This window comes from Marcopretia estuarina LEGE 06307, from assembly GCF_056633115.1.
Window position 1 is genome coordinate 271,165 of sequence record NZ_JBSJOY010000004.1, and the last position, 23,025, is coordinate 294,189.

General features: G+C 66.3%; 22 protein-coding genes and 1 riboswitch. Of the genes, 5 read left to right on the forward strand and 17 right to left on the reverse strand.

The window, feature by feature from the left end; translation table 11 throughout:
* Positions 1–55: 55 nt before the first annotated feature.
* Positions 56–181: riboswitch (TPP riboswitch) on the reverse strand.
* 50 nt (positions 182–231) lie between these two features.
* The 5 genes from ACWJI3_RS11115 to ruvB all read right to left on the reverse strand — a co-directional run bounded on the left by ACWJI3_RS11115 (position 232) and on the right by ruvB (position 4,236).
* The gene (locus tag ACWJI3_RS11115) at positions 232–852 is read right to left on the reverse strand and encodes a HEAT repeat domain-containing protein (RefSeq protein WP_094513678.1); all 621 of its coding nucleotides are present in this window, start codon (positions 850–852) and stop codon (positions 232–234) included.
* A gap of 12 nt (positions 853–864) precedes the next feature.
* Complete coding sequence (locus ACWJI3_RS11120) at positions 865–1,098, reverse strand: DUF3188 domain-containing protein (RefSeq protein ID WP_255100608.1); 234 nt, start codon at positions 1,096–1,098, stop codon at positions 865–867.
* Entirely contained in the window at positions 1,095–2,231 is a 1,137-nt protein-coding gene (locus ACWJI3_RS11125) for an amidohydrolase (RefSeq protein ID WP_255100720.1), read from the reverse strand. Before ACWJI3_RS11125 ends, ACWJI3_RS11120 begins: the two co-directional genes overlap by 4 nt.
* A 98-nt stretch (positions 2,232–2,329) precedes the next feature.
* Positions 2,330–3,076: a tetratricopeptide repeat protein gene (locus tag ACWJI3_RS11130; protein WP_480203705.1), complete on the reverse strand. Its 747-nt coding sequence runs from the start codon at positions 3,074–3,076 to the stop codon at positions 2,330–2,332.
* On the reverse strand, positions 3,076–4,236 hold the full coding sequence (gene ruvB / locus ACWJI3_RS11135; RefSeq protein ID WP_480203706.1) for a Holliday junction branch migration DNA helicase RuvB: 1,161 nt from the start codon (positions 4,234–4,236) through the stop codon (positions 3,076–3,078). Before ruvB ends, ACWJI3_RS11130 begins: the two co-directional genes overlap by 1 nt.
* Positions 4,237–4,295: 59 nt before the next feature.
* Here ruvB and smpB point away from each other — a divergent pair, with 59 nt between their 5' ends.
* A complete protein-coding gene (gene smpB, locus ACWJI3_RS11140; RefSeq protein ID WP_094513691.1) occupies positions 4,296–4,793 on the forward strand; it encodes an SsrA-binding protein SmpB in 498 nt (165 codons plus the stop codon).
* A gap of 67 nt (positions 4,794–4,860) precedes the next feature.
* Positions 4,861–5,859, forward strand: a complete 999-nt coding sequence (locus ACWJI3_RS11145; RefSeq protein WP_094513693.1) for a KpsF/GutQ family sugar-phosphate isomerase — start codon at positions 4,861–4,863, stop codon at positions 5,857–5,859.
* A 42-nt stretch (positions 5,860–5,901) separates the two neighbouring features.
* Here ACWJI3_RS11145 and kdsB read toward each other — a convergent pair whose 3' ends face one another.
* Genes kdsB through ACWJI3_RS11160 form a run of 3 tightly spaced genes read right to left on the reverse strand, consistent with a single transcriptional unit; the run spans position 5,902 to position 7,965 of the window.
* A complete protein-coding gene (kdsB, locus tag ACWJI3_RS11150; RefSeq protein WP_094513696.1) occupies positions 5,902–6,765 on the reverse strand; it encodes a 3-deoxy-manno-octulosonate cytidylyltransferase in 864 nt (287 codons plus the stop codon).
* A gap of 28 nt (positions 6,766–6,793) precedes the next feature.
* Positions 6,794–7,264, reverse strand: a complete 471-nt coding sequence (locus tag ACWJI3_RS11155; protein WP_399221587.1) for a diadenosine tetraphosphate hydrolase — start codon at positions 7,262–7,264, stop codon at positions 6,794–6,796.
* Positions 7,255–7,965, reverse strand: coding sequence for a glycosyltransferase (locus tag ACWJI3_RS11160; RefSeq protein ID WP_480203707.1), 711 nt, complete (start codon positions 7,963–7,965; stop codon positions 7,255–7,257). The genes ACWJI3_RS11155 and ACWJI3_RS11160 overlap by 10 nt, the downstream gene beginning before the upstream one ends.
* Before the next feature lie 62 nt (positions 7,966–8,027).
* Here ACWJI3_RS11160 and kdsA point away from each other — a divergent pair, with 62 nt between their 5' ends.
* Together kdsA and ACWJI3_RS11170 are read left to right on the forward strand one after the other, a co-directional pair.
* Positions 8,028–8,840, forward strand: a complete 813-nt coding sequence (kdsA, locus tag ACWJI3_RS11165; RefSeq protein WP_457766990.1) for a 3-deoxy-8-phosphooctulonate synthase — start codon at positions 8,028–8,030, stop codon at positions 8,838–8,840.
* Positions 8,837–9,463 carry a KdsC family phosphatase gene (locus ACWJI3_RS11170; RefSeq protein ID WP_480203708.1) on the forward strand — a complete coding sequence of 209 codons (627 nt, stop codon included), beginning with the start codon at positions 8,837–8,839 and terminating at the stop codon, positions 9,461–9,463. Before kdsA ends, ACWJI3_RS11170 begins: the two co-directional genes overlap by 4 nt.
* Here the strand turns inward: ACWJI3_RS11170 and ACWJI3_RS11175 are convergent.
* From ACWJI3_RS11175 to ACWJI3_RS11195, 5 genes are all read right to left on the reverse strand, one after another.
* Positions 9,429–10,700 carry a tRNA nucleotidyltransferase/poly(A) polymerase family protein gene (locus ACWJI3_RS11175; protein ID WP_480203709.1) on the reverse strand — a complete coding sequence of 424 codons (1,272 nt, stop codon included), beginning with the start codon at positions 10,698–10,700 and terminating at the stop codon, positions 9,429–9,431. The two genes, ACWJI3_RS11170 and ACWJI3_RS11175, sit on opposite strands and share 35 nt — an antisense overlap.
* Positions 10,701–10,789: 89 nt before the next feature.
* Complete coding sequence (locus ACWJI3_RS11180) at positions 10,790–11,665, reverse strand: sulfotransferase family protein (protein ID WP_094513705.1); 876 nt, start codon at positions 11,663–11,665, stop codon at positions 10,790–10,792.
* Positions 11,666–11,784: 119 nt separating this feature from the next.
* Positions 11,785–13,314, reverse strand: a complete 1,530-nt coding sequence (locus ACWJI3_RS11185) for a glycosyltransferase family 39 protein (protein ID WP_480203710.1) — start codon at positions 13,312–13,314, stop codon at positions 11,785–11,787.
* A complete protein-coding gene (locus ACWJI3_RS11190; RefSeq protein WP_094513708.1) occupies positions 13,311–15,728 on the reverse strand; it encodes a UvrD-helicase domain-containing protein in 2,418 nt (805 codons plus the stop codon). The genes ACWJI3_RS11185 and ACWJI3_RS11190 overlap by 4 nt, the downstream gene beginning before the upstream one ends.
* A gap of 9 nt (positions 15,729–15,737) precedes the next feature.
* Entirely contained in the window at positions 15,738–17,237 is a 1,500-nt protein-coding gene (locus ACWJI3_RS11195) for a hypothetical protein (protein WP_480203711.1), read from the reverse strand.
* Positions 17,238–17,298: 61 nt separating this feature from the next.
* Between ACWJI3_RS11195 and ACWJI3_RS11200 the strand changes: the two genes are divergently transcribed.
* A complete protein-coding gene (locus ACWJI3_RS11200) occupies positions 17,299–18,270 on the forward strand; it encodes a glycosyltransferase family 2 protein (protein WP_480203712.1) in 972 nt (323 codons plus the stop codon).
* Positions 18,271–18,498: 228 nt separating this feature from the next.
* Here ACWJI3_RS11200 and ACWJI3_RS11205 read toward each other — a convergent pair whose 3' ends face one another.
* Genes ACWJI3_RS11205 through ACWJI3_RS11220 form a run of 4 tightly spaced genes read right to left on the reverse strand, consistent with a single transcriptional unit; the run spans position 18,499 to position 22,981 of the window.
* Positions 18,499–19,668 (reverse strand): glycosyltransferase, encoded by a 1,170-nt coding sequence (locus ACWJI3_RS11205; protein ID WP_480203713.1) that lies wholly within the window; start codon positions 19,666–19,668, stop codon positions 18,499–18,501.
* The gene (locus ACWJI3_RS11210) at positions 19,661–20,932 is read right to left on the reverse strand and encodes a glycosyltransferase (RefSeq protein WP_480203714.1); all 1,272 of its coding nucleotides are present in this window, start codon (positions 20,930–20,932) and stop codon (positions 19,661–19,663) included. Before ACWJI3_RS11210 ends, ACWJI3_RS11205 begins: the two co-directional genes overlap by 8 nt.
* Complete coding sequence (locus ACWJI3_RS11215; RefSeq protein WP_480203715.1) at positions 20,925–22,082, reverse strand: glycosyltransferase; 1,158 nt, start codon at positions 22,080–22,082, stop codon at positions 20,925–20,927. Before ACWJI3_RS11215 ends, ACWJI3_RS11210 begins: the two co-directional genes overlap by 8 nt.
* Before the next feature lie 8 nt (positions 22,083–22,090).
* Positions 22,091–22,981: a hypothetical protein gene (locus ACWJI3_RS11220; protein ID WP_480203716.1), complete on the reverse strand. Its 891-nt coding sequence runs from the start codon at positions 22,979–22,981 to the stop codon at positions 22,091–22,093.
* Between the last annotated feature and the right edge of the window lie 44 nt (positions 22,982–23,025).

Below are 23,025 nucleotides of genomic sequence, written 5' to 3' on the forward strand. Positions count from 1 at the left end.
GGGAAGCGAGGACACAACTCCGGAACCGGGCGCCACCGGGACCGATCGGACCGCGGTTGCATTCGGGACACTTCCCTGCGCCGGCATGACCCGGATCAGGTTCGGAGGGTGTGATCTCAGCCGAGGCCCAGGCGCACTTCCGGTGGGAAGCAGGCTCGGGGCGGCACCCCTAGTGACCGGCCAAAGCTAGCAAGGGTGCCTGTGAATGCCGGAGTTCAGCACAGAACCCATTCAGGGCTGCAGTCCGTTGAGGGCGGCCGCCACCACCCGGTGGTCGGGGTCGTTCTGCAGACCGCGCAACAGCGCCCGCACCGCTTCGGCACCCTCCGCCGGCGCCGCTTCATGCGCCAGCCGGCCGAGGATTTCGGCGCCACCCACCCGCACCGAGCTGTCGGGATCGGCGATCGCCATGCGCGCCAGCTCCAGCAGCGGTTCAAACCCCATCACCGCCTGCTCGGCCAGGGCCGAGAGGATGCTGCAGCGCACCAGCCACTGGTCGTCGGCGGCGAAGGCCTCGCGCAGCAGCGGCCAGGCCTGCTCGGCGCCATAGCTGGCCAGGGCGTTGGCCGCCTCCGCCCGCACGTTGGCGTCGTCGTCGTGGCGCAGGGCCCGCTGCAGCGCCTCCCAGCCCGCCGCACTGCGCTTCACTCCCAGGCCGGCGCAGCTGAGCGAGCGCACGATGAAGGGTTCCTGCTCCAGGCCGAGCAGCAGCAGCGGGATCGCCACCTCGCTTTCCACGCCCCGCAGCCCCGCCAGGGCCGGCATCGCCTGCACCGGATCACCGGAGGCGATGGCGGCGCGCAGGGCGTCCGCATCCAGCGGCGGCTTGCTGTCGGAAGAGGAATCGGCCATGGCTCCACCCTGTCACGGAGGGGGAGGAAATGACTGCACCTGCCGGAGGCATTCCCGCACCACCCGGCGGCGACGACGGCGGCGCAGGCTGCTGCTCACCAGCAGGCCGCTGCCGATCAGCAGCGCCGGCAGACCCTGCACCCGCTGGATTCCCTGACGCGACACGATGCTGATCAGCGCCAGCAGGATCAGCAGCGGCGCCGACAGCGCCAGCAGCGCGCGGAGTGTGCGGTCGCGGGCGCTCACACCCGGCGCTCCATCCAGAGCAGCAGGCTGAGCGTGAGCACCTGCACGCCGACGGCGATCGCCCCTTCGTCAGGGTCGAAGCCGCCGTTGTGGAGGGCCGCGCAACCCTCGGGCCCGGCCACCCCCAGCCGGAACATGGTGCCCGGCGCAGCGGTGAGCAGCTCGGCGAAATCCTCCGCCCCCAGGGACGGCTGCTCCAGCCGCCGCACCTGCGGCCGATCGAGCAGCGCCAGGGCCGCCTCCTCCACCAGCTCGGTGAGCGCCGGGTCGTTGTGCACCGGCGGCGAGATGCAGCGGTAGCGCACCCGCGCCTCGCCGCCGTAGCCGCGGCAGATGGCATGCACCGTGTCCTCGATCCAGCCGGGCAGTTCGGCGTGCACCTCGGTGTCGAGGCAGCGCACCGTGCCCAGCAGGCGCACATGGTCGGCGATCACATTGAAGGCCTTGCCCCCCTCGATCCTGCCGAAGCTCACCACCACCGGCTGCAGCGCATCCAGTCGCCGGCTGATCGCCTCCTGCAGACCGCTCACCACCCGGGCCGCGATCCAGATCGCATCGGTGGACTGGTGCGGCCGGGCGCCGTGGCCGCCTTCGCCCAGCACCTCCACTTCCAGCTCGCCCGCCGCGGCCGTGAGGCTGCCGCTGCGCACACCGATGCTGCCCACCGGCAGACTCGGAAACACATGCACGCCGAACAGGGCCTGCACGCCCTCCATGGCGCCGTCGGCCAGCATCCAGGCCGCCCCCTGGGCGATTTCCTCGGCCGGCTGAAACAGCAGCCGCACCCGGGCCGTGAGCCGCGGGGCGAGGGGCGCCAGCAGCCGCGCCACCCCCAGGCCGATCGCGGTGTGCATGTCGTGCCCACAGGCATGCATCAGCCCCTGATGGCAGGAGGCGAAGGGCAGGCCCGTGCGCTCCTCCACCGGCAGCGCGTCCATGTCGACCCGCAGAGCCAGCAGTGGCGCCGCTTCAGGGCCAAGCTCCGCGACCACGCCGGTGCGGCCCACCCCTTCGCGCACGTCCCACCCCAGCAGGCGCAGCTCCCCGGCCACCAGGGCGGCGGTCTGGTGTTCCGCCCCGCTCAGCTCCGGATGGGCATGAATGTGGCGACGCAGCCCGATCAACTCCGGCATCGCCTGCTGGAGGGCCGCCTCCAGCTCAAACTGCTGCCAGAGCGTCAGCGGCGCGACCGGCAGGCTGGACAGGGACGGACGCGTTGACGCGGCAGGGCTCATCGACGGGCCAGTTGCAGAAAATCCTGAAGAGCGTGCACCGGCAGGGGAGGCCAGCGCCGTATCTGCAGGAGCCATTCTGGCTGCCGGTAGCGGGGGTCGAGGCCGGAGGCCGCCGCCCAGTTGCTCTCCGCCTCCCCCGATGCGCCGCGTTGCCACAGCACAGCCGTGAGGCCGGCGCGGGCATCGGCGAACAGCGGGTAGCGGCGGATCAGCTGGCGCAGCTCCCGCTCAGCCGCCGCCCCATCCCCCTGCTGGAAGGCCGCCAGGGCGGCGCTGGAGCGGGCCATCGCAAAGCCCGGCCGGGCCAGATCGGCCGCTTCGAAGCAGCGGCGCGCCTGGTCCCAGTGTCCCTGGGAGCCGCGGACATTGCCGAGGTTGTAGAGCGCCGCCGCATCGGCCGGATCGTTCTGCAGGATCGCCTCGTAGTCGGCAGCGGCCAGGTCCCACTGCTGCAGGGACTCCTCGGCGATGCCCCGGTTCAGGTAGGGGTCGGCGCTGCCGGGTTCCAGCGCGATCGCGCGGTTCTGGTCGCTGATCGCGCCCTGCGGGTCCCCCATCGCCAGCCGCACGTTGCCGCGGTTGCTCCAGGCGGAGGCATCGCCGGGCAGCTGGTCCACCACCTGATCCCACAGGGGCAGCGCCTCACCGAAGCGCCCGTCGCGGCTGGCGCTCAGGGCCGCATCGAACAGCTGGGGCACACTCATTTGCGCGGCCAGCAGCACCGCCAGCAGGGTGGCGAGCATCAGGCCGCCTCCGGCCAGGCGAGGTGTTCACGGGCGGCGGCGGTGGCGATGCGGCCCCGCGGGGTGCGCTGCAGGAAGCCCAGCTGCAGCAGGAAGGGCTCCACCACCGTTTCCAGCGTGACCGGGTCTTCGCCCAGGCCGGCGGCCAGGGTCTCGAGGCCCACCGGGCCACCGCCGTAGCCCTCCAGCAGCAGCTGCAGCAACCGCCGGTCGCTGGCATCGAGGCCGCGGGCATCCACGCGGTGCAGGCTGAGGGCTTCGGCCACCAGCGCCGCATCGATGCAGGCGTGGCCGCGCACGCTCGCCACATCCCGGACGCGACGCAGCAGGCGGTTGGCGATCCGGGGGGTGCCGCGGCAGCGGCGGGCCACCTCGATCGCGGCATCGCCGGCGAGCTCCAGCTTCAGCAGGCCGGCGGCCCGCTCCACGATCGCCTGCAGATCGGGCAGGTCGTAGAACTCCAGCCGCTGGATCAACCCGAAGCGATCCCGCAGCGGCGAACTCAACGCTCCCGCCCGGGTAGTGGCCCCCACCAGCGTGAACGGCGCCAGCGGCACGGCGCGGGTGCGGGCCGTGGTGCCCTTGCCCACGGTGAGATCCAGCCGGCAGTCCTCCATGGCGGGGTAGAGCAGTTCTTCAGCCACTCGGTTGAGCCGGTGGATCTCATCGATGAACAGCAGGTCGCGCGGCTGCAGGTTCATCAGCAGCCCGACGATGTCGCGCGGGCGTTCCAGCGCCGGCGCACTGGTGATGCGGCAGCGCACGCCCAGCTCCTCGGCCAGCACCAGGGCCATGGTGGTCTTGCCGAGGCCGGGGGGGCCGTAGAGCAGCACGTGATCGAGCGCATCGCCGCGGTTGCGGGTGGCCTCCACCGCGATCGCCAGCACCTGCCTGAGCTCCCGCTGGCCGATGTACTCCCCGAGCCGGCGCGGGCGGAGCGTGTCCTCGCGCAGCAGCCGCGGGGCTTCGGCTGTGCCGCTCAGCTCAGCGGCGCCGGCTGAGTGGGCTGGGTCGCCGGCGTCAGCCCTGTCGAGGCCTGCGGCGGGGTCCAGGGCGCTGTCATACGGATGGGGCTGCGCATCCACCAGACGTCTGGAGCCCAGGCGACTGGAGCCCTTGCCAGAGGCTCGATCGGACGGGCCGGAGGACACGATCGCCATGGCAGGAGCGTAGGGAGGACCGGGCCTGCTTAGGGTCGAGCCTGAGGCCGGGGGTGGCAATGGCGAAGGCAGCGGGAAAGAAAGCCGCGCGGGCAGCCCGTGATGCGGCCAACCGCCTGCTGGCCGACAACCGCTTCGCCCGTCACCAGTACGAGATTCTCGAAACGCTGGAAACCGGTCTGGAGCTGGTGGGCACCGAGGTGAAGTCGATCCGGGCCGGCAAGGCCAACCTGCGCGATGGCTTCTGCCTGATCCGCCAAGGGGAACTGCAGCTGCACAACGTGCATATCTCGCCCCACAGCCACGCCGGCGCCTATTTCAACCACGAGCCGCTGCGCACCCGCAAGCTGCTGGCCCACCGCCGCGAGATCGACAGGCTGCGCATCGCCATCGATCAGAAGGGGCTGACGCTCATCCCCCTGAACCTGCATCTCAAGGGCTCATGGATCAAGCTCACGCTCGGCCTGGCCAAGGGCCGCAAGCTGCACGACAAACGCCAGGAGGAGCGTCGCAAGGACGCCGACAGGGAAGTGCGCGCGGCCTTGACCCGCGGCTGAACCCGGCCACCGCCCTGGGCCCGGTGGCACGCCATACAGTCGCCACGCCCCATCGCCAGCAGCTGCCATGTCGGCATTGACCCGCTGCCTGCAGGAAGAGGCCGCCGCGATCGCCGCTGCCGCCGGCCGGATCGAAAGCTGCCAGGTGGATGCAGCCCTGGCGATGCTGGACCGCTGCGCCGACCAACGGGCCAAGCTCGTGATCACGGGGGTAGGCAAGAGCGGCATCGTGGCCCGCAAGATCGCGGCCACCTTCTCCTCGATCGGGCTGATGTCGCTGTACCTCAACCCGCTCGATGCCCTGCACGGAGACCTGGGTGTGGTGGCGCCGCAGGACGTGGTGCTGCTGCTCTCCAACAGCGGCGAAACCGGCGAACTGCTCGAAATCCTTCCCCACCTGCGCCGGCGTGGCACCGGCCGCATCGCCCTGGTGGGAAAACTGCAGTCGAGCCTGGCCCGCGGCTGCGATGTCGTGCTCGATGCCTCGGTGGACCGGGAGGTCTGCCCGCTCAATCTGGCCCCCACCGCCAGCACGGCGGTGGCGATGGCGATCGGCGATGCCCTGGCCGCCGTGTGGATGGAGCGGCGCGGCATCTCCCCGGCCGACTTCGCCCTCAACCATCCGGCCGGTGCGCTCGGCAAACAGCTCACGCTCACAGTGGCCGATCTGATGCTGCCCACCACCCAGCTGCATCCGCTGGAGGAAAGCGACAGCCTCAGCGCCGTGATCGCCCTGCTCACGCGCGACGGTGCCGGGGCCTGCTGGGTGCGCCGCAGCGGCGCGCCGCAGCAGCTGGCGGGCCTGATCACCGACGGCGACCTGCGCCGGGCCCTGGAGCAGAACGCCGCGTCCGGATGGGCTGAGCTGTGCGCCAGTCAGCTGATGACGGCCGATCCGATCACGGTGGGGCCGGGCATGCTGGCAGTGGAAGCGTTGGAACGCATGGAGCGCAACAGCCGCAAGCCGATCGGCGTGCTGCCCGTGCTCGACGACGCGGGAACCATGCTGGGCCTGCTGCGACTCCACGACCTGATCCAGGCGGGGCTGAGCCCCAGCTTGAGCTGAAGGTGTGGCCGCATGGCGTCCTGCAGAGTGGGCGGGACCCGCTCAGGCGGCAGCCAGGCGGCGGGCCTGCTCCAGCTGGGCGGCGGTGTCGACCGAGAGGAAATCACCCTCCACCGGGAAGGTGCCCACCGTGAGGCCCGCCTCGATCAGCCGCAGCTGCTCCAGCTTCTCGGTGTGCTCCAGCGGTGAGTGGGGCAAGGCATTCCAGCGGGCCAGCACGTCGGCGCGGTAGCCGTAGATGCCTACATGGCCCCAGTAGGGCGCATGAGCGTGCCAGTGCTGCGGATCCTCACCGCGTACGTGCGGGATGGCGGAGCGGGAGAAGTAGAGCGCGCGGCCGTCGGCAGCCAGCAGCGTCTTGACCACATTGGGGTCGTGGATCTTCTCCGGCGGCATTCGGTAGATCGGGGTGAGCACCTCCGGCGTGGGCGTGCGCCGCTCAAACTCCAGTGCCATCGCATCGATCACGGCCGGATCAATGAACGGCTGATCCCCCTGCACATTGATGATCACGCTGCGGGCCGCGGCCAAGGCGCCGCCCGTGGCCCCCGCCCGGGCAATCAGGGCCTCCACCACCGAGGCGAGCCGCTCGCTGCCGGAGCTGCAGCTGGCGCTGGTCATCAGCACCGGAAATCCCCAGCCCTCGGCCGCCGCCCGCAGCACCTCGCTGTCGGTGCAGAGCACCACCGCAGCAGGCCGCTGCGCCAGGCGGCAACGCAGCAGCACCCGCTGCAGCATCGGCTGGCCGCCGATGTCGGCCATCACCTTGTTGGGCAGGCGGGACGACTCCAGCCGCGCCGGCACGGCCACCACGCAGGCCAGCGCCGGTGGGCTGGCGAGGGCGGCAGGCTCCGGCGCCGAGGCGCCACCACCGTGCTGCCGATCGCTCAAGCCACTGCCCGTCATCTGCTGCCAAGACCCTGGTGGCGGGAGCCTATTCCCACAGCGCCGTGAGGCTGCGGGCCTGCCGCACCAGCGCTTCCACCCGCTCCGGCGCCGCCGCTGGCCGGGCGCCGGCCTCCATCTGCCGGTACACATCCGCCACCCGCCAGGCGGCGGTGTCGGGGTCGGCGGCATGGCGGGGGATCAGGTGGGCGTGCAGGTGCCGGGCCCCCTCCCCGAAAGCGATCACATAGACGCGCTCGCAGCCGGTGAGCTGGCGCACCAGGGCACTGCAGCGCTGCAACATCGGCCCGAAGCCCGCCGCCTCCGCGGCCGTGAAGGCGGCCGGGCCATCGAGGTGGCGGACCGCATCGAGCAGCAGCCAGCCCGGCAGCGGCGCCGGTGTGGGGTGGTGCCGCAGCAGCCACAGGGGCTGGCGCAGGATCTCGTACCGGGCGATCGCCTCCGGCTCGGCGTGCAGACGGCAGACGCCACAACCGGCGGCCGCTTCGCTCAATCCCACAGACGCATGGCGTCGTCGCGGGCGGCATACCAGCGGGCGGCCAGGGGCCCGCCCATCGTGCGGCATTCACGGAACCAGGGGCCGCCCAGCGTCCAGTGCAGCAGGGCGGCACCGCCCGGCTCCGGTGCCAGCGGCGGCGGCGCCTGCACATCGACGAGATGGTTCCAGCGGTCGGGCAGAGCGCCGATCTCGTGATCCCCCGCCAACCAGTGGAAGCGGTGCAGATCGAGGCCGGAGGCGGTGTTGACGTACTCGGGGGTGAGCGCGGTGCAGCGGCTGGTGTTGAACAGCATCAACGAACTCCAGTTTTTCTTCGGATAGGCCGATTGCCGCTCACCGAGAAACTTCACGGTTTCGCCAGGAACGTGATCGTGCTGCACGCACATCACCGCGAAGCGATCATCCCGCAGGGCCCAGAGTTCAGTGATGTCACTGAGACACAACATGTCGCAGTCCATGAAAATCGCCCAGCCCTGATAGCCGCACAGCTGCGGCACGAGGAAGCGGGTGAACGAAAAGGCCGTGCTTTGCCTGGGATCCCGCTGGCGCCAGTACAACCCCTGGCACTCCAGCTGCGGCGTCTCGAGTGGTGTGATCGCCAGCGTTTGTGTGCTGTTCTGATACAGACTGTCGATCAACACATTGGTGGCCGCCCGCTCGCGCGGATCGACACCGATGAAAATGGGGATGGGCCTACTCATTGGGGTGAGCATATGTCCCGGCTCCCGTGAGCCATGCTGAGGGCACCTGCACGCGGTGGACCGTGAGTTTCATCCTGATCGCCGGCCCCTGTGTGATCGAAAGCCCGGAACTTGTGTTCGAGGTGGCCGAGCGGGTCAAGGCCATCACCGAGCGGCTCGGCATCACCTATGTGTTCAAGGCCAGCTTCGACAAGGCCAACCGCAGCTCCGGCGGCTCCTTCCGCGGCCCCGGCGTGGCCGAGGGCCTGGAGGTGCTGGCGGAAGTGAAGCGCCGCACCGGGCTGCCTCTGCTCACCGACATTCACGAAAGCCAGCAGGCCGCTCCAGTGGCCGCCGTGGTGGACGTGCTGCAGATTCCCGCCTTCCTCTGCCGTCAGACCGATCTGCTGCTGGCCGCCGCTGACGCCGTTCGCGGCACCGGCAAGACGATCAACGTGAAGAAAGGCCAGTTCCTCGCCCCCTGGGACATGGCGCAGGTGGTGACCAAACTGCGCGAGGCCGGCGTGGAGAAGCTCTGGCTCACCGAGCGGGGCTCCAGCTTCGGATACAACACCCTGGTGGTGGACTACCGCGGCCTGCCCCAGCTGCGGGCGCTCGGCTGCCCGGTGATCTTCGATGCCACCCACTCGGTGCAGCAGCCCGGTGGTCGTGGCAGCAGCAGCGGCGGCCAGCGTGAATACGTGGCGCCGCTGGCGCGCGCCGCCGTGGCCGTGGGGGTGGACGGCCTGTTCATGGAGGTGCATCCCGACCCGGAGAATGCCCTCAGCGACGGGCCCAACATGGTGCCGCTGCATCGGCTCGAACCCCTGCTGGAGCAGTTGCTGGCGATCCGCGCCCCGCTGCAGCAGCGCCCTGAAGCGGTCAGCACGCTGTGAATGGCGGCTGGCTGGCCCGCGGCCGCAGCCGGCTGGCGGCGCGGCGCTGCCGCGATCGGCTGCGGCAGCTGAAGCTGCTGGTGCTGGATGTGGATGGGGTGCTCACCGATGGCGGCCTCTGGACCACCGAGAGCGGTGAGGTGATCAAACGCTTCGATGTGCGCGACGGGCTGGGCATCCGCCTGCTGCAGCAGGCCGGGCTGGAGGTGGCCCTGCTCAGCGGCGGCAAGAGCGGGGCCACCGAGCAGCGGGCCCGCTACCTGGGCGTGCAGCACTGCCTCACCGGCGTGAAGGACAAACCCGCCGCCCTGGCGGCCCTGCAGCGGCAACTGGGGCTGACCCCCGCCGCCACGGCCTTCGTGGGCGACGACCTCAACGACCTGCCGGTGCGCCCGGTGGTGGCGCTGCTGCTGTGCCCCGCCGACGCGGCGGCCCCCCTGCGACGCCACTGCGACTGGGTGCTGCCGCGGCGCGGCGGGGACGGGGCCGTGCGCCTAGTGGCGGAGGCGATCCTGCAGGCGCAGGGGCTCTGGCGGGCACTGGCCGGCGCCGGCTGGCTCGATCGCAACGACGGGCCCGCAGCGCCGCTCACCACCGCTCCCGGTCGAGCCGCTCGGCCCTGAGGGCACGCAGGCGCTCGCCCAGCGCTGGCCCCTGGGTCAGGCCCGTGGCCAGCAGCTCCGCCGCCGTGCAGGGGGGCGGCAGCTGGCGCCAGCGCAGCAGCCAACGCAGCAGTCCGCGGCGCAACGCCAGCCCAGGGGCGGGAGCGGCCGGCCCCGCGCCGCAGGCCAGGGCCAGCACCACGGAGTCGAGCGGCAGGCCCTTGCGCTCCAGCCGCTGGCTCAGCGCCGCCGGCGAGCACGGCAGGGAGCCGCTGGGCAGGCGTTGCAGGCCCCGCAGTGCCTGCAGGCTGCGTTCTGGCAGTTGCAGGCGCTGCGCGGGCGGCAGCGGATCCTGGAGCGCAGCCAGCAGGGCCAGCAGCCGCCACGGGCCCGGCGACCAGCCTGGTAAATCCGCTGCCTCCCGCAGCCGGTCGGCCCAGCGCAGCCGCCGCCGCCAGCTGCTGTCGCCCTGCAGACCCGGCGCCAGCAGCGCCAGCCCCTGCCAGCCCTGCAGCAGCTGCAGGGCCTGCGGCCAGGGTTCGCGGCCCAGCAGCAGCTCCAGTTCCCGCCGCAGGCGCGTGCCCAGCGAGGGCACCGTGCCCGCCGCCGGCCAGGGCCAGCGGGCCAGGGTGTCGGTCCACTGCCGCAGGCTGCCGGGCGCCAGGTCCATGCCCAGGCGGGCGCCATAACGGGCCGCCCGCACCAGCCGGGTCGGGTCGTCGCTGAGGCTGCCGGCATGGAGGAAACGCAGCCGCCGCGCGGCCAGATCCGCCAGACCGTCGTGGGGATCGAGCAGGGCGCCATCGGCGAGCACCAGCGCCATGGCGTTGATGCTCAGGTCGCGGCGGGCCAGGTCGTCGTCGAGGGAGCCGAAAAACACCGTGGGGTTGGCCCCTGGATGGGCGTAGCGCTCGCCGCGTGCCGTGGCCAGATCCAGCACCACCCCATCGATCTCAAGCTCGGCGGTGCCGTAGGCCGGATGCAGCTGACAGAAGCCCAGCCCCGCTCCCGGTGTGCCCCGCAGGCGCTCCACCACCCGGTGGGCCGCCGGCGGTCCCGCCGCTTCACTGCCTTCTTCCACCACCAGATCGAGATCGGGCAGGCCACGCCAGGGGTCGTTGTGGACGCGGTGCAGCAGCAGATCCCGCACCGCACCGCCCACCAGAGCCACCCGCAGCGGCGCTGCGGCGCGCACCACCGTGGCCAGCACCCGCTGCACGGGGGGATCGAGCGCGTCGAGCAGCGAAAGGCCGGGCATGGGGGGAAAGCGATTGTTCTGAGTGAAGCGACGCCAGCCTTGTCCATCAGCACTTCACTGCACCACGAAGGCGCGAACGCCTCCTGTGATCACATCAAGCCACCGGGATCGACCAGATCATTGGAATAAACGAGCCGCCGGTTCATGCCCTGCCATCCCGGCAGCAGCAAGGCCAGATGGACAGGCAGAAAGGGGCTGTTGAGCCAAGCGGCGTCGTAGCGGATGCGGGCACTTTTCACTGGATCAAATCGCATGTGATTGCCGCTGAGGATGTGGCTGCCGGTGGAAGGGCCCGGCATGAGCATCGCCGGCTCAAAGCTCAGATCAAGCCAGTGGCACAAGCGGGTGAGCGCAGCTTCGGGGGCCAGAGCCAGCTCCTCATAGCCCAGGAGAAACACAGGCTTGCCCGCCGTTTGCAGGCGCCGCTCGAGCTGGCCATTGACACGGCGCCAGCGGACCAGCGACCGCCAGCCACTGGCCACCTGGCGCCGGGGGCGGCGTGCGATCGCGTGAACCCAGGAGCGCACATCGCGGACCAGAAACAGCACCCGGATTTCCATGCCAAGCGCCGCATCAGGCAGGGTCAGCAACTCCAGATCCGACTGAAACGAGTCGACCATCCAGCGCAGTGGCTCGGCGAGGGCTTGCTCTTGAGCATGCGCCACCAAACGCTGCCACTTTTGAGCCAGCGGCAGGTGATCGTGAGCCGGTAGCCACTCCAGAAGCGGCCCCCAGACCGGGCATTGCGCCGCGATACAACCGCAGGTGCAGAGACGTTCGTTACGCAGTTCGCGCCGCAGCCTGGCCGGACCACCGCCTTCCTCACCGGGCGCGGGCCTACGCAACAGGCGCACCGCCTCGCCGAAGCCCTGCACCTGGGGATGGGCACCGAGCGCCAAATCAAGAAGGGTGGTACCGCTGTGGCCCAATCCGCGGATGAGCAGCAGCTTCGGGCGAGTCGTCATCACTGGGAAATGCGTAGCGTTCGGGAAACACGCTGTGGGGAGTGGAACAATCGATCCCGTGTCGATGCTGGGATCAAAGTTTATCCACACGCATACCTATAGACGCCAGGCATCTGAAATCATGCATCGCGGTGTTTGGACTGGACACATTGCCGAAGCCCAAAAGACTGCGGCCGCACATGTGCACTTTCTGGTATCACAATGAAGGTACTTAATGCTGTGAATTGGCGAGGCTCCCAACACGATGCTCCTGAATGGGCCGCAAGCAGTGGCTGAATCAACTCTTTATCCCCGTGCAGACCAACAAAAGGCAGCATGACAGCAGAAAAACCATTCACTCCCTGGGGATCAACACGCTGCAAAGGAATGGAATCAAAATAGGGCACCAGCCTATGCTTTTTAGCAGAAACGCTTGTGCAACCTTGCCGACAAACCCCTGTTTCACCAATAAAGCGAGCCAAATACTTGTAGTTCTGAAGGGGATAAATCTTGGCAGAAAGCACTTCCTGGGAGTGCCAGAAATGCATGCTAATAATAACGGCCAAGACACACACTGTTGCTCGTCTTACATAAGGACTACCTGAGGCAATCAGACGTTGCCCCACATCCCCCAAAGCGAGGGCGAAGCAAGGGAGAAGCACAATAAAATATCGCTCAACAGCGAGTGGCTTAACCAGATCGATCAAACTGATGAGCCCTAAAAATGCCGCCGCTCCAGACAACAACCAACAGGCTTCACTGGAACCACGAACACTATCCCTTAGCTGAAGCCCTCTGTCTTTATCTCTTGATCGCCGCTGGCTTCCAACCGCTGAAATCAGCATGGCGAGCACGATCACGACCACTGCAGCAGGAAAGGCTGGAAAGGCTCCATTCATCGCGGTGCTGAACACACCGATGACCGGCTGAGACACAATCCAACTGGTTCTTCCACCACCTGCGCCACCGACCAAGACATGAAGCAACGGCCAAGCAAAGAGTGCCGGCAGGAGAGCTAGGCCCCAGCGACGACGACCAAGACATGGCGCCCCTCTCAGGACATCCAGCACCAGGAGCGTGAGGGCGTAGAAAAAACCGAAGTAATGACTAAGAGAAAGCAGCAGCAGGGAAACGATAAAACAAAGGCGCAGAGCGTTAACTCTTGGCAGGTGAACCGAAGGCCCTTGCTGCTGAGACCGCCAGAGTATGGTCATGACCCCCACTGATACTGTGGCAAAAAGCAGAGTCCAGGAATAAGGTCGAACTTCCTGGGCATAAAGACTGAAGAGGGGGCTTGTTCCGAGGAACAGGATCGCGATGATCTGGCGGGCGAAACCGCCGTTTTGCGTGGTCCATGCAATGGCGATCAGGCTCAGCCAGGCAGGAATCAGGCTCAGAAAGCGGGTCGGGATCTCACCAGATCCAAACATGCCGACCCACAGCCGCAGCAGGGTCAGATGAAGGGGGGGATGGGTATCAGGAAGAATCCATTCCTTGAACAAGACATGCCACGAGGAAGCATTGGCAGCCCCAATGGAGAACAATTCATCGTGCCAGTAAGAGTACGCTTGAAACACGCCCCTCGAGCAGAGGAGTATCAGTAAAAGCAGAACGACCAGCAAGATCCGGCGTTGTTGCTTGATCTCCGTTGGATAGCGGCTCTCCTTCACCGCGGCTTGATCGGCGCCAGCCGGGGATCGAGGATCTTGGCGCTCATTCCCTCGAACTTCACCGCGATCGAGATCTTCTCACCGCTGCCGAACAGGTGGGTGATGATCCCGTCGCCGAAGCTGGCATGGTGCAGGGTGTCACCTACCGCCCAGAGCCGCGCCGGGGCGCGGTGGCGCACGGCATTGACCGGCTCAACAGAACCACCGCCGTCAGCAGCGCCGCCCCCGGCCCGTTGTGCGCTGCGCGGGTTGTCGTCCCGGTCGACACGGGTGAGCCGGTCGAGCCGCTGCTCACGGCGCAGCGCCGCACCGCCGCTGCGGGGCACATCGCCCTGCACCAGCTCCGGCGGCAGCTCCGAGAGAAACACCGACGGCACCGCCGGCTCGCGCATGCCGCCCCACAGCCGCCGCTCGCTGGCGTGGGACAGGAACAGCCGCTCCTTGGCACGGGTGATGCCCACATAACAGAGGCGCCGCTCCTCCTCCAGGGCAGCGGGATCCTCCAGGGAGCGGTAGCTGGGGAACAGCCCCTGCTCCAGCCCCACCAGGCACACCACCGGAAACTCCAGCCCCTTGCTGGCGTGCAGGGTCATCAGAGTGACGCGATCGGACTCGGTGTCCTTGCTGTCGGCGTCGCTGGCCAGGGCGGCGGAGGCCAGGAAACCCTCCAGCGAACCCTCCTCGTTCTCCTCCTGGTATTGCAGGGCCGCGTTCACCAGTTCCTGCAGGTTGCGCCGCCGCTCCTCCGCCTCATCGGTGCCCTCGCTGATCAGTTCGGCCACATAGCCGCTCTGCTCCATCACCCGCTGCACCAGCTCCGAGGGGGGCGCGTCCTGCACGCGGCGGCTCAGGTCGCCGATCAGCTCGGCGAACTGCAGCAGCCCCTTCGCCGAGCGGCCCGCCAGCGAGCGCACCGCCTCGGGGTCGTTCACCACCTCCCACAGCGGCAGACCCAGCTGGCTGGCGGCATCGCTGAGCCGCTGCACGGTGGTCTTGCCGATGCCGCGGCGCGGCACATTCATCACCCGCAGCAGGCTGACGCTGTCCGCCGGGTTGACCAGCAGCCGCAGGTAGGCGAGCACATCCTTGATCTCACGCCGGTCGTAGAAGCGCAGACCCCCCACCACGATGTAAGGGAGGCCCCAGCGCACCAGGGATTCCTCCATCGCCCGGCTCTGGGCGTTGGTGCGATACAGCACCGCCATGTCGCCCCAGCGCAGCTCCGGGTGGGCCGCCTCGAGCATGCGCAGGCGGTGCACCACCGCCTCAGCCTCGGCGATCTCGTCGTCGCAGCGGGTGACCACGATCGGCTCCCCCTCGCCGCGGGTGGGGCGCAGCACCTTGTCGATGCGCTCGCTGTTGTGGGCGATCAGGGCGTTGGCCGCCTCCAGGATCGTGGCGGTGGAGCGGTAGTTCTCCTCCAGCTTCACCATCGTGCGGGTGGCCTCGTCGCTGGCCTTGTCGCCGAAGTCGTCCTGGAAGCCCATCAGGATCGTGAAATCGGCGGCGCGGAAGCTGTAGATGCTCTGATCTGCATCCCCCACCACGAACACCGAGCGCTGGCCCCAGTCGTCGAACTGCTCGGGGTCGCGGCCGCCCGTGACCAGCAGCTTGATCAGGTCGTACTGGGTGCGGTTGGTGTCCTGGTATTCATCCACCAGCACGTGACGGAAACGACCGTGCCAGTAGTGCCGCACCTGCTCGTTGGTCTGCAGCAGCTGCACCGGCAGCAGCAGCAGGTCGTCGAAGTCGAGGGCGTTGTTGGCCGCCAGGGCGCGGCGGTAGCGACGGTACACATCCGCCACCATCTTTCCCCGCTGCCCCTGCTGCTCCTGCTCCAGCTGCTCGGGCAGCCAGCCCTGGTTCTTGGCGTTGCTGATCGCCCAGCGCACCTTCTTGGGCTCGAAGCGCTTGGGATCAAGCCCCAGCTCCTGGGTGACGATCTCCTTCACCAGGGTCTGGGCGTCGCCCTCGTCGTAGATGGAGAACTGGCGGGTCCAGGTGAGCCCTTCGGGATCCCGGTACTTGTCGATGTCGAAGCGCAGCAGCCGCGCGAACAGGGCGTGGAAGGTGCCGATCCACAGTTCCTTGGTGATCTCCCGGTAGATGCGGGTGCGCAGCTGACGCTGCTGCACCGGCGAGAGGGTGCTCAGCGGCTGGCCGAACTGGCTGGTGGCGAGCCGCTGGGCCAGCAGCAGCTCCAGCCGCTCCTTCATCTCCCGCGCCGCCTTGTTGGTGAAGGTGACGGCCAGGAGCTGGTGCGGATCGACGCCGTGATGGCCGATCAGGTGGGCAATGCGGTGCGTGAGCGCGCGCGTCTTGCCGCTGCCGGCACCGGCCACCACCAGCAGCGGGCCGTTGTGGTGGTCCACCGCCCGGCGCTGGGCGTCGTTGAGGCCGGCTAGGAAGCTCACGGATTGAGCCTAGGGGGCCATGCCATCACCGAAAGCCATCGTCCGACGATCCAGCTGCGACGCAAAGGGATGATGGAGCAACAGTGCCAAGGCAACCAGGCTGAGGGGGATCAGAGGAGCGGAATAACGAATCAAAAAATGGGTTGAAAGTCCGTAGAACAAAAAGTAGCCAGCGGGCAACAGTGAGATCAGGATCCAGTCAGGCTTCCGCAGCCAGAGCCCAAGCAAAGGCATGAACACCAGGGAGAGCATTGCCACCCCATTCAGGATCGTGGTGCTCCAGCTGTAAGCGTGAGCGAAGGACCAGATACCCTTCCAAAGGAAAGCTGGGGTAACAAGCAGATGACGAAGGCTGTTGGCCTGAATGTTGCGAACAGCGATCTTCTTGAGAGCATTTTCCTGATCAGACAGTTGGTCGACAGGAAGGTTTGCTTTGAGCTTTGCGGGCACCACGCGCTTCCCAACCTGATAGAAACTCACGACCTCATCCAAGCGGCCAGCGGTGATTGCACGCTGGTCACAGGGGAGATTGCGTGTGAATCGTTGTAGTGAGCCATCGCATTCCAGCTGACTCGGGGCGAAGCCGAGAAAGGGTTCAAACAGGTCCTCGCGCAGACGCTCTGGCGAGAATGCATAGAAGGCGCCTCGAAGCTCATCGGCAGTCATCTTATTGTAACTGGCACGGATGAGCAGCACATCGGCACCTCCGCGTGCCAGGGCGAAATCATTGAAGAGAAGAAAGTTGCGAGTCATCCACGGCACAGTGAACAGACAGATTCCCAGTAACAGAGCAGTGGCGCATACGAAGGGCCTCTGATGCCTCCGCTGCGCTTCTCGCATGATCAGCACGAGGATCACCGGGACGGCAATCATGCAGACGTACTGGCCGGAAGCCTTGGTGAGCAACACCAGCGAAATCCCAGCGCCAGCGAGCAATGCAAGGGGGGCGCCAGGTCGACGTCGGGCCAACACCAACAGCACTGCACTCAGGACGAAGAAGGCAGCTGCCGGTAACTCCGTCTTGAAGTTCTCAAGCTCGGATGAAACCAAAAAGGACCAGCTACCCAGCAGCACACCCATAGCAACGATGTGGGCCAGCCAGGGCGGTCGAAACAACAACCAGCAGAGCCACCAGAGCCCCGCGAACAGCATGAGTGCGTACAGGAGATTCACCTTCAACGCCTGCTCCAGGAGACCAGGGTCTGTAAGGAAACGGGAGAATGGCTGAGGCAGACCAGGGCCTTTGGAGAGTGACAGCACGGATGCGAGGATCAGGTTTGGAAGGGGTTCACGCCTGTACCCTGGGATGGCTGGATTCTCTTCAAAGCCATAGGTGCCGCCAACCACCAAGTTGTAGGCAGCATGCAGGTTCTGTCGCGCATCGCCTCCCACCGGCTCCAGCCGAATCTCTTGGCCGGCCTCCAGAAGCAACCAGCAGATCAGGACCCCCACCACAGCCGCCAGAACCGATGCCCAACGCAGACCCGTAACCTTGGTGAGCCAGGGCAATCGCATGTTCAGCGAAAACTCTGCCCCATCGTCGCATCCCTTCAACGTTGGATGGAGATCCTTGAACCAAGCGGAAACGAGCCGAATCCTTAATGCAGGCCAGGAAGATCGGTCGCCGGAGCGGGATCGGAATGATGGCATCACCATGGAGTCACCCTCGGTATCGGTGATCATTCCCTGTTTCAACGAAGCCGGTGCGATTCGCCGCACGGTGGAGGAAATCCTGGCTGCCATTGACACCAGCGGACTCAAGGCCGTGGAGGTGATGGTGGTCGACGACGGCTCCAACGACGGCAGCGCTGAGATTCTTAGTGAGCTGGAGAATCTGTATGGCAGCCGGCGAATGCGAGTGATTGGCCATAGTCGAAACCGTGGCTACGGGGCTGCTCTGAAAACCGGCATCCGCCGATCCCATTCCGAACTGATCTGCATCACCGATGCCGACGGCACTTACCCGAATGAGCTGATTCCTGAATTGGTCGATGAAGCCGCGGACCACGACATGCTCGTGGGTGCACGCATTGCCGAAGATGTCGAGTATTCGAAGCTGCGCACGATTCCTAAACTCTTCCTGGTTCCTTGGGTTTCCTTTCTTTCTGGCCAGGATGTGCCAGATATAAATTCTGGCTTTCGCTTTTTCCGCAGGAATAATGTTGCCTTGCGCTTCCTGGAATTACTGCCGAACGGATTCAGCTTTACAACCACCATAACGATCTGCATGCTGCGAAACAACTTCGATGTTGCCTACATTCCGATCAGCTATCGGCGTCGAATCGGGAATAGCCATATTCAGCCAATCAAGGACACCATTAATTTCGTTCATTTGATTAGCCGCACTGGCATGTACTTTGCTCCACTTCGGCTTCTCTTGCCGCTCGTGGTGGCGCTGAGCATCTGCTTCATTCTCAGCCTGTTCTATGATGCCTTTGTGTTGCGTAATCTCACAGATAAGACGATCCTCATTGGCTTTGCAGCTCTCAACATCCTGATGTTTGCCATGTTGGCCGACATGATCGACAAACGCAACATCTAAGTCGTTTCCATGCCTGATTCAGCTCACAGGGTTGGCCAATCAAGTTGGCGGAGCCAGAACCTGGCAGCGAACGGGCTGGGGACAGGGAATCCTCCTTCCTCAGCGGATGCGGAGCCATTCCACGACGCTTGGAGCGATCAGAGCGGGCGATGAACCCCCCTGACCCGGTTGGGCTTCCGGTTGACAGCCAACTCACGCTCCCTCCTTTGTGGACCTGCCCAAACCTTCCTATTCCTTTTGGCCCGACCTCTCTGCGCATTGGCTGAGAAGGGTGGCCAACTGGTCGTGGTGATGGCCCGTCGTGAACCTGGTCAGGCATCGATGGCGGCCTCGATTGCCGAGCCTTTCGGCAAAGGAGGGGTCAGCAGCCAGGCGGCTGATCGCTTTCCCCATCGCCTTCCAGTCCCCCTCGGGCACCAGGATCCCTGTCTCGCCGTCGATCACCACGTCCGGGATCCCCGCATGCCATGTGGCCACGACGGGCAAACCGCTCAGCTGGGCCTCCATCACCGCTACGGGTGAGCCTTCCTGGTCGCCATCGGGGGCGGTGAGCGAGTGTTGGAGGAAGCCTCTGCTGTGGCGCATCAACTCCGCCACCTCGGCAGGCGTCCGCAGGCCGGCAAACCTCACCCGTTCGGCGATGCCCAGCTGGATGGCCCGCTGGTGTGCCTGAGCGAGCAGGGGCCCCTCCCCGACCATCACCAGCTGGAGCTCTGGCAAGTCCCTGGCAGCCAGGGCGAAGGCGGCCAGGGTGAGCAGCGGACCCTTCTTGGCCACGAACCGACCGACACTGAGGAACAGGGGGGGGGCCGCGGCAGGATCGGCTCCGTGGAACACGGCTGGATTCGCCCCGGACGGACTCACCAGCACGGGCAGGGGACTTGTTCGTCTGTGGGCCAGACCCAACACCGTCTTGCGCATGATCTCCGACTTCACCACAGCTGCGCTCGAGAGCTCCAGCAACCGCTCGTAGCGCTCCTTCAGGTGGAACAGGTAGCGGTGGGCGGATGCATCGGCCCCCCGGAAATGCACGATCAGGGGAAGGCCGGTGGCCGGAACCAGTTCCATGATCTGCACCGCATGGAAGCCGAACTCCGCCAGCACCACAACGGGTTGCTCTGTTCGGCAGATCCTGCTCACCAGCCGGGAGGGCAGCCAGGTGCCGAACCGCCTCACCGCTTGCGCCAGACATCTGGGCAGAGCCGGTGCCAGCCGATGGAGCGCCTTGCTGACCACAATCGAAAGGCCGTAGGCCGTCCGCAGCGGCGGGCCTGACCAGGGAATCTCGTCGGCGCAGACCACGACCGTGTCGAAGGGCAGCCCGGTGGCGTTGGCCCTGATGAAGGTTTCCGAGGGTGCCCTGAGGCTTGGCACCAGGAGCAGCAACCGCTCAGCCATCGGGCTCCGGCGCTGCGACGGGCAGGTTCAGAGCCCACCGCCACAGGGGCTCGATTTCCGTCCACTCCTGCGATGCCAGCCGCTGACGGCCTGCTGACCCGAGCCGTGCACAACGCCGCTCATCGGACAGCAGGGCTTCGATCGCTTCGGCCAGGCACCCGGGGTTCTCGGCCGGCACCACGAGACCGGTGCGGTCGTGCTCCACCAGCTCAAGCGGCCCCGGGGAGGAATCCGTCACGATCACCGGCAGACCGGTGGCCATCGCCTCCAGCAAGGCATTGGGCATCCCTTCGAACCGGGAGGGCAACACGAAGATCCTGGCCTGGTGGAGATAGGGAAGAACGGTGCTCTGGAAGCCCTCGAAGCGAACCTTGGCTGCGATCCCCAGGGACCGGGCCTGCTCCTCCAGGGCCCCACGCTCCGGACCATCCCCCACGACCACCAACCGCCACTCCCCCGAGGCTGGTGACACTCGGGCCATGGCTTCCAGCAACAGATCGAGTCCTTTCTGGGGCACCAGCCGAGCCACGGCGAGACAAACCTTCGACGGTTGGAGGTCCGGCCGTCCTGCACCGGCCAGGGATATCCCGGGCGGCAGGGGGTTGGGCAACAGGCGAGCCTGGGTGAGGCCCAGATCGGTTTCCAGGGTCGCCAGCACCCCGAGCGTGTTGGCGGTGAGCGCATCGGCGCGTCGGTAAAGCAGACGCCGCAGCCGCTGCCACGGGAAGCCAAGGGTCTGCCGGCGGGGATCGTTGCGTTCCGACACGGCCAGGTGGAGGGGCAGATCCCAGCAGGCCTGGCAGGCGAGCATGTTGGTCTTGGTGAGCAGGGCCAGCAGCCGGGGTGGTCGCTCCGCCAGCACCCGTTCCCGCAGCAAGGAGGCCTGGGGCCCGCCCACCCCGCGCACCAGCCAACGCAGCAGGCCGGCGCCCTGGGGAGGGCGCAACCCCCGGAGCCAGGGCCAGAGGGTGATGAGCAGGAACCAGGACGCCAGGCGCGGCAGCCACAGCTTGAGGAATCGGCGACCGCGGGCGAGCAGGGAGCGGTTCCACCAATCGCCGCGTCGGGCCGCCGCAACGGCGGCGCCAAGGTCGAGCAGCCGTACCCCCGCCGGCACCGCGTGCACCGGGGTCGGATCCGGCAGCAGGGAGACAACCGTGATCTGGTAGCCCTGCCCGGCGAAGTGGGCAGCGGCCAGCATGGCGACCTTCTGGGCGCCCCCAGGGCCCAGATGGGGCAGCACGATCCAGAGGTCGTCAGCCATTGAGGGCCTCGATGAAGCGTTGTGCGAGCTGTGCGTCGCTGAACTGTTCACGCACGTGCTGAGCTGCCTGGCCCAGGCGGCGCCGCAAGCGGGCATCCCGGTGCAGGGTGGTGATGGTGTTCGCCAACTCCAGATCCGAGGCTGCTTCGGGCAACAGCAGTCCGTTCTCCCCATCCCGGATCAGGTCGGCTGGGCCGGTCGGACAGTCGCAGGCCACGCAGGCGCAGCCCGAGGCCATGGCCTCCAGAAGAACATTGGGGAAGCCTTCGAAACGGGAGGGCAGGATGAACATCTCGCAAGCCGAATACCAGTCGCCAATGTTTCCCACCACCCCTGGAAAGTGGACGCGCCCCATGGCTGCCGAGGAGGGGGGCAGCGAGGACTGTAGGTCGGCCACCTGATCCCTACCGCGGTAGGGCTTGATGGTGAGTCCAGCTATCACAAGGTGGAGCCCTGGGCAGTCGTCAGCGATCAACGCAAACGCCCTCACCAAGCGATCGAAGCCTTTCTGAAACGCTTTGGTTCCAACTGCAAGAAGCAGGGCGGGTGGAGGCCCAGCAGTGCCTGAATCGTCATGTCGGAGACAAGGACCAAGAACAGTGACTGGATCCACATGAGGCGCAAATGAAGGCAACGGCCAGCTCACCGAATTCGGCAGCAACAGCTGTGGCGTGGCGCCCAGATGCCGCCTGAGCCAATCACCGGTCTGATGGGTCTGCACGAGATGAAGGTTAGCCCTGCGGTAGGTGAGCCATCGCAGCAGGCGCCATGGCAGAGACGGGGGCTTGGCGGGTGGATAGTTGCGCTCAGAGATCCAGCACTTCAGCGGCAGACCCCATACCGCCAGGATCAGTTTGATCGCTGGAAGGGTAGTCATCCCAATGGCGATCTCGATTCGGTTGCGGCGTAGCCAATGCCGTAACGTCAGCACCCTCCATGGGAATCCCAGCCAGCCCAAGGCAGCCACCCAGGCTGGATCAGGGGCTTCAACCTCACGTAAAACACCCTCAGGGAGGGGGTAGAAGTCGTGACGGGCCTGCCGCCGCGTGAGGACAACAGGAAGATAGCCAGCCTCGCGACACCATTGCGCCATCCGCAGCGTCACGCGTTCAGCACCACCAGTCTTGAGAGAGTCGATGTAGAACGCCACACGCACTGTCATTGCGACGGAGCCAGGTAGGAAGCAAACATAACTCTGATCTTGGGGAGGAAACGTGGCTCAAACGTGGTCTTGATGATGAGAGTGATCAAGTGATGGATCTGCTCATCTTCCTTCGCAACCAACCAGCCCGTGCCATCTGTTGTTGCAACTGCCCCAAGCATCTCCCTGGCGAAGCCACGGTGATCTTCCTGAGCACTGCTGGCATCAAAGCAAGGCCTGTGGCAATGGTCGTGGACTCGGCGCAATCGATGACAGGCGAGCCGCCACCGCTCAGCATCCTGTTGGTGCCAAGCCTGAAGGGCTTCAATGGCCAGGCATCGCATCAGATTACGGGTAGATCTGTAGGCGCTATCGGGATCAATGGCCGTGAGGTCAACGCTGTCGATGATGGCAGAGACTCGAATCCCCACAGACTCGAAGGAATCAATACCCCCCAGAGATAGATACAATCTAGAAAGTGCTGTGAAAACCGAAACCAGCAGCTTTGCTCGGTTTTCCCGGTTGGCGCGCTGGCAGACAAACACGCCTGGATCGCTCAACAGCTGCTGGACCAGCCGCTCCAGATCAGCAGCCGTATGCTCCATCAGTGGGAAATCATCAGTTGCAATCGCCTGGTAAGCAATGATGATCAAGGAATACCAGCGATAGTGCTCAGGAAGCTTGCTGCTGGCAGCGATCAACTGAAACAGAGCCAGTCGCTGCTTCAGATCACCAGGCCGCATTGACCGGCGAAAGAGAAGGCGATGAAGATAATGCGTATGGCCTGAGTTAAGCCATAGATCCTCAATCTTGCACACGGCAAAGGAATAATCATTCCGAGCCATTGCCTGAGGGATAATCGCGGCAAGCACCGCAGGATTGCGGGGCCACCGCTCCAGAAACCGCATCAAGAGCTGATAGGCAGCAAGCCGCCTGCCGAAGCAACGTAAGC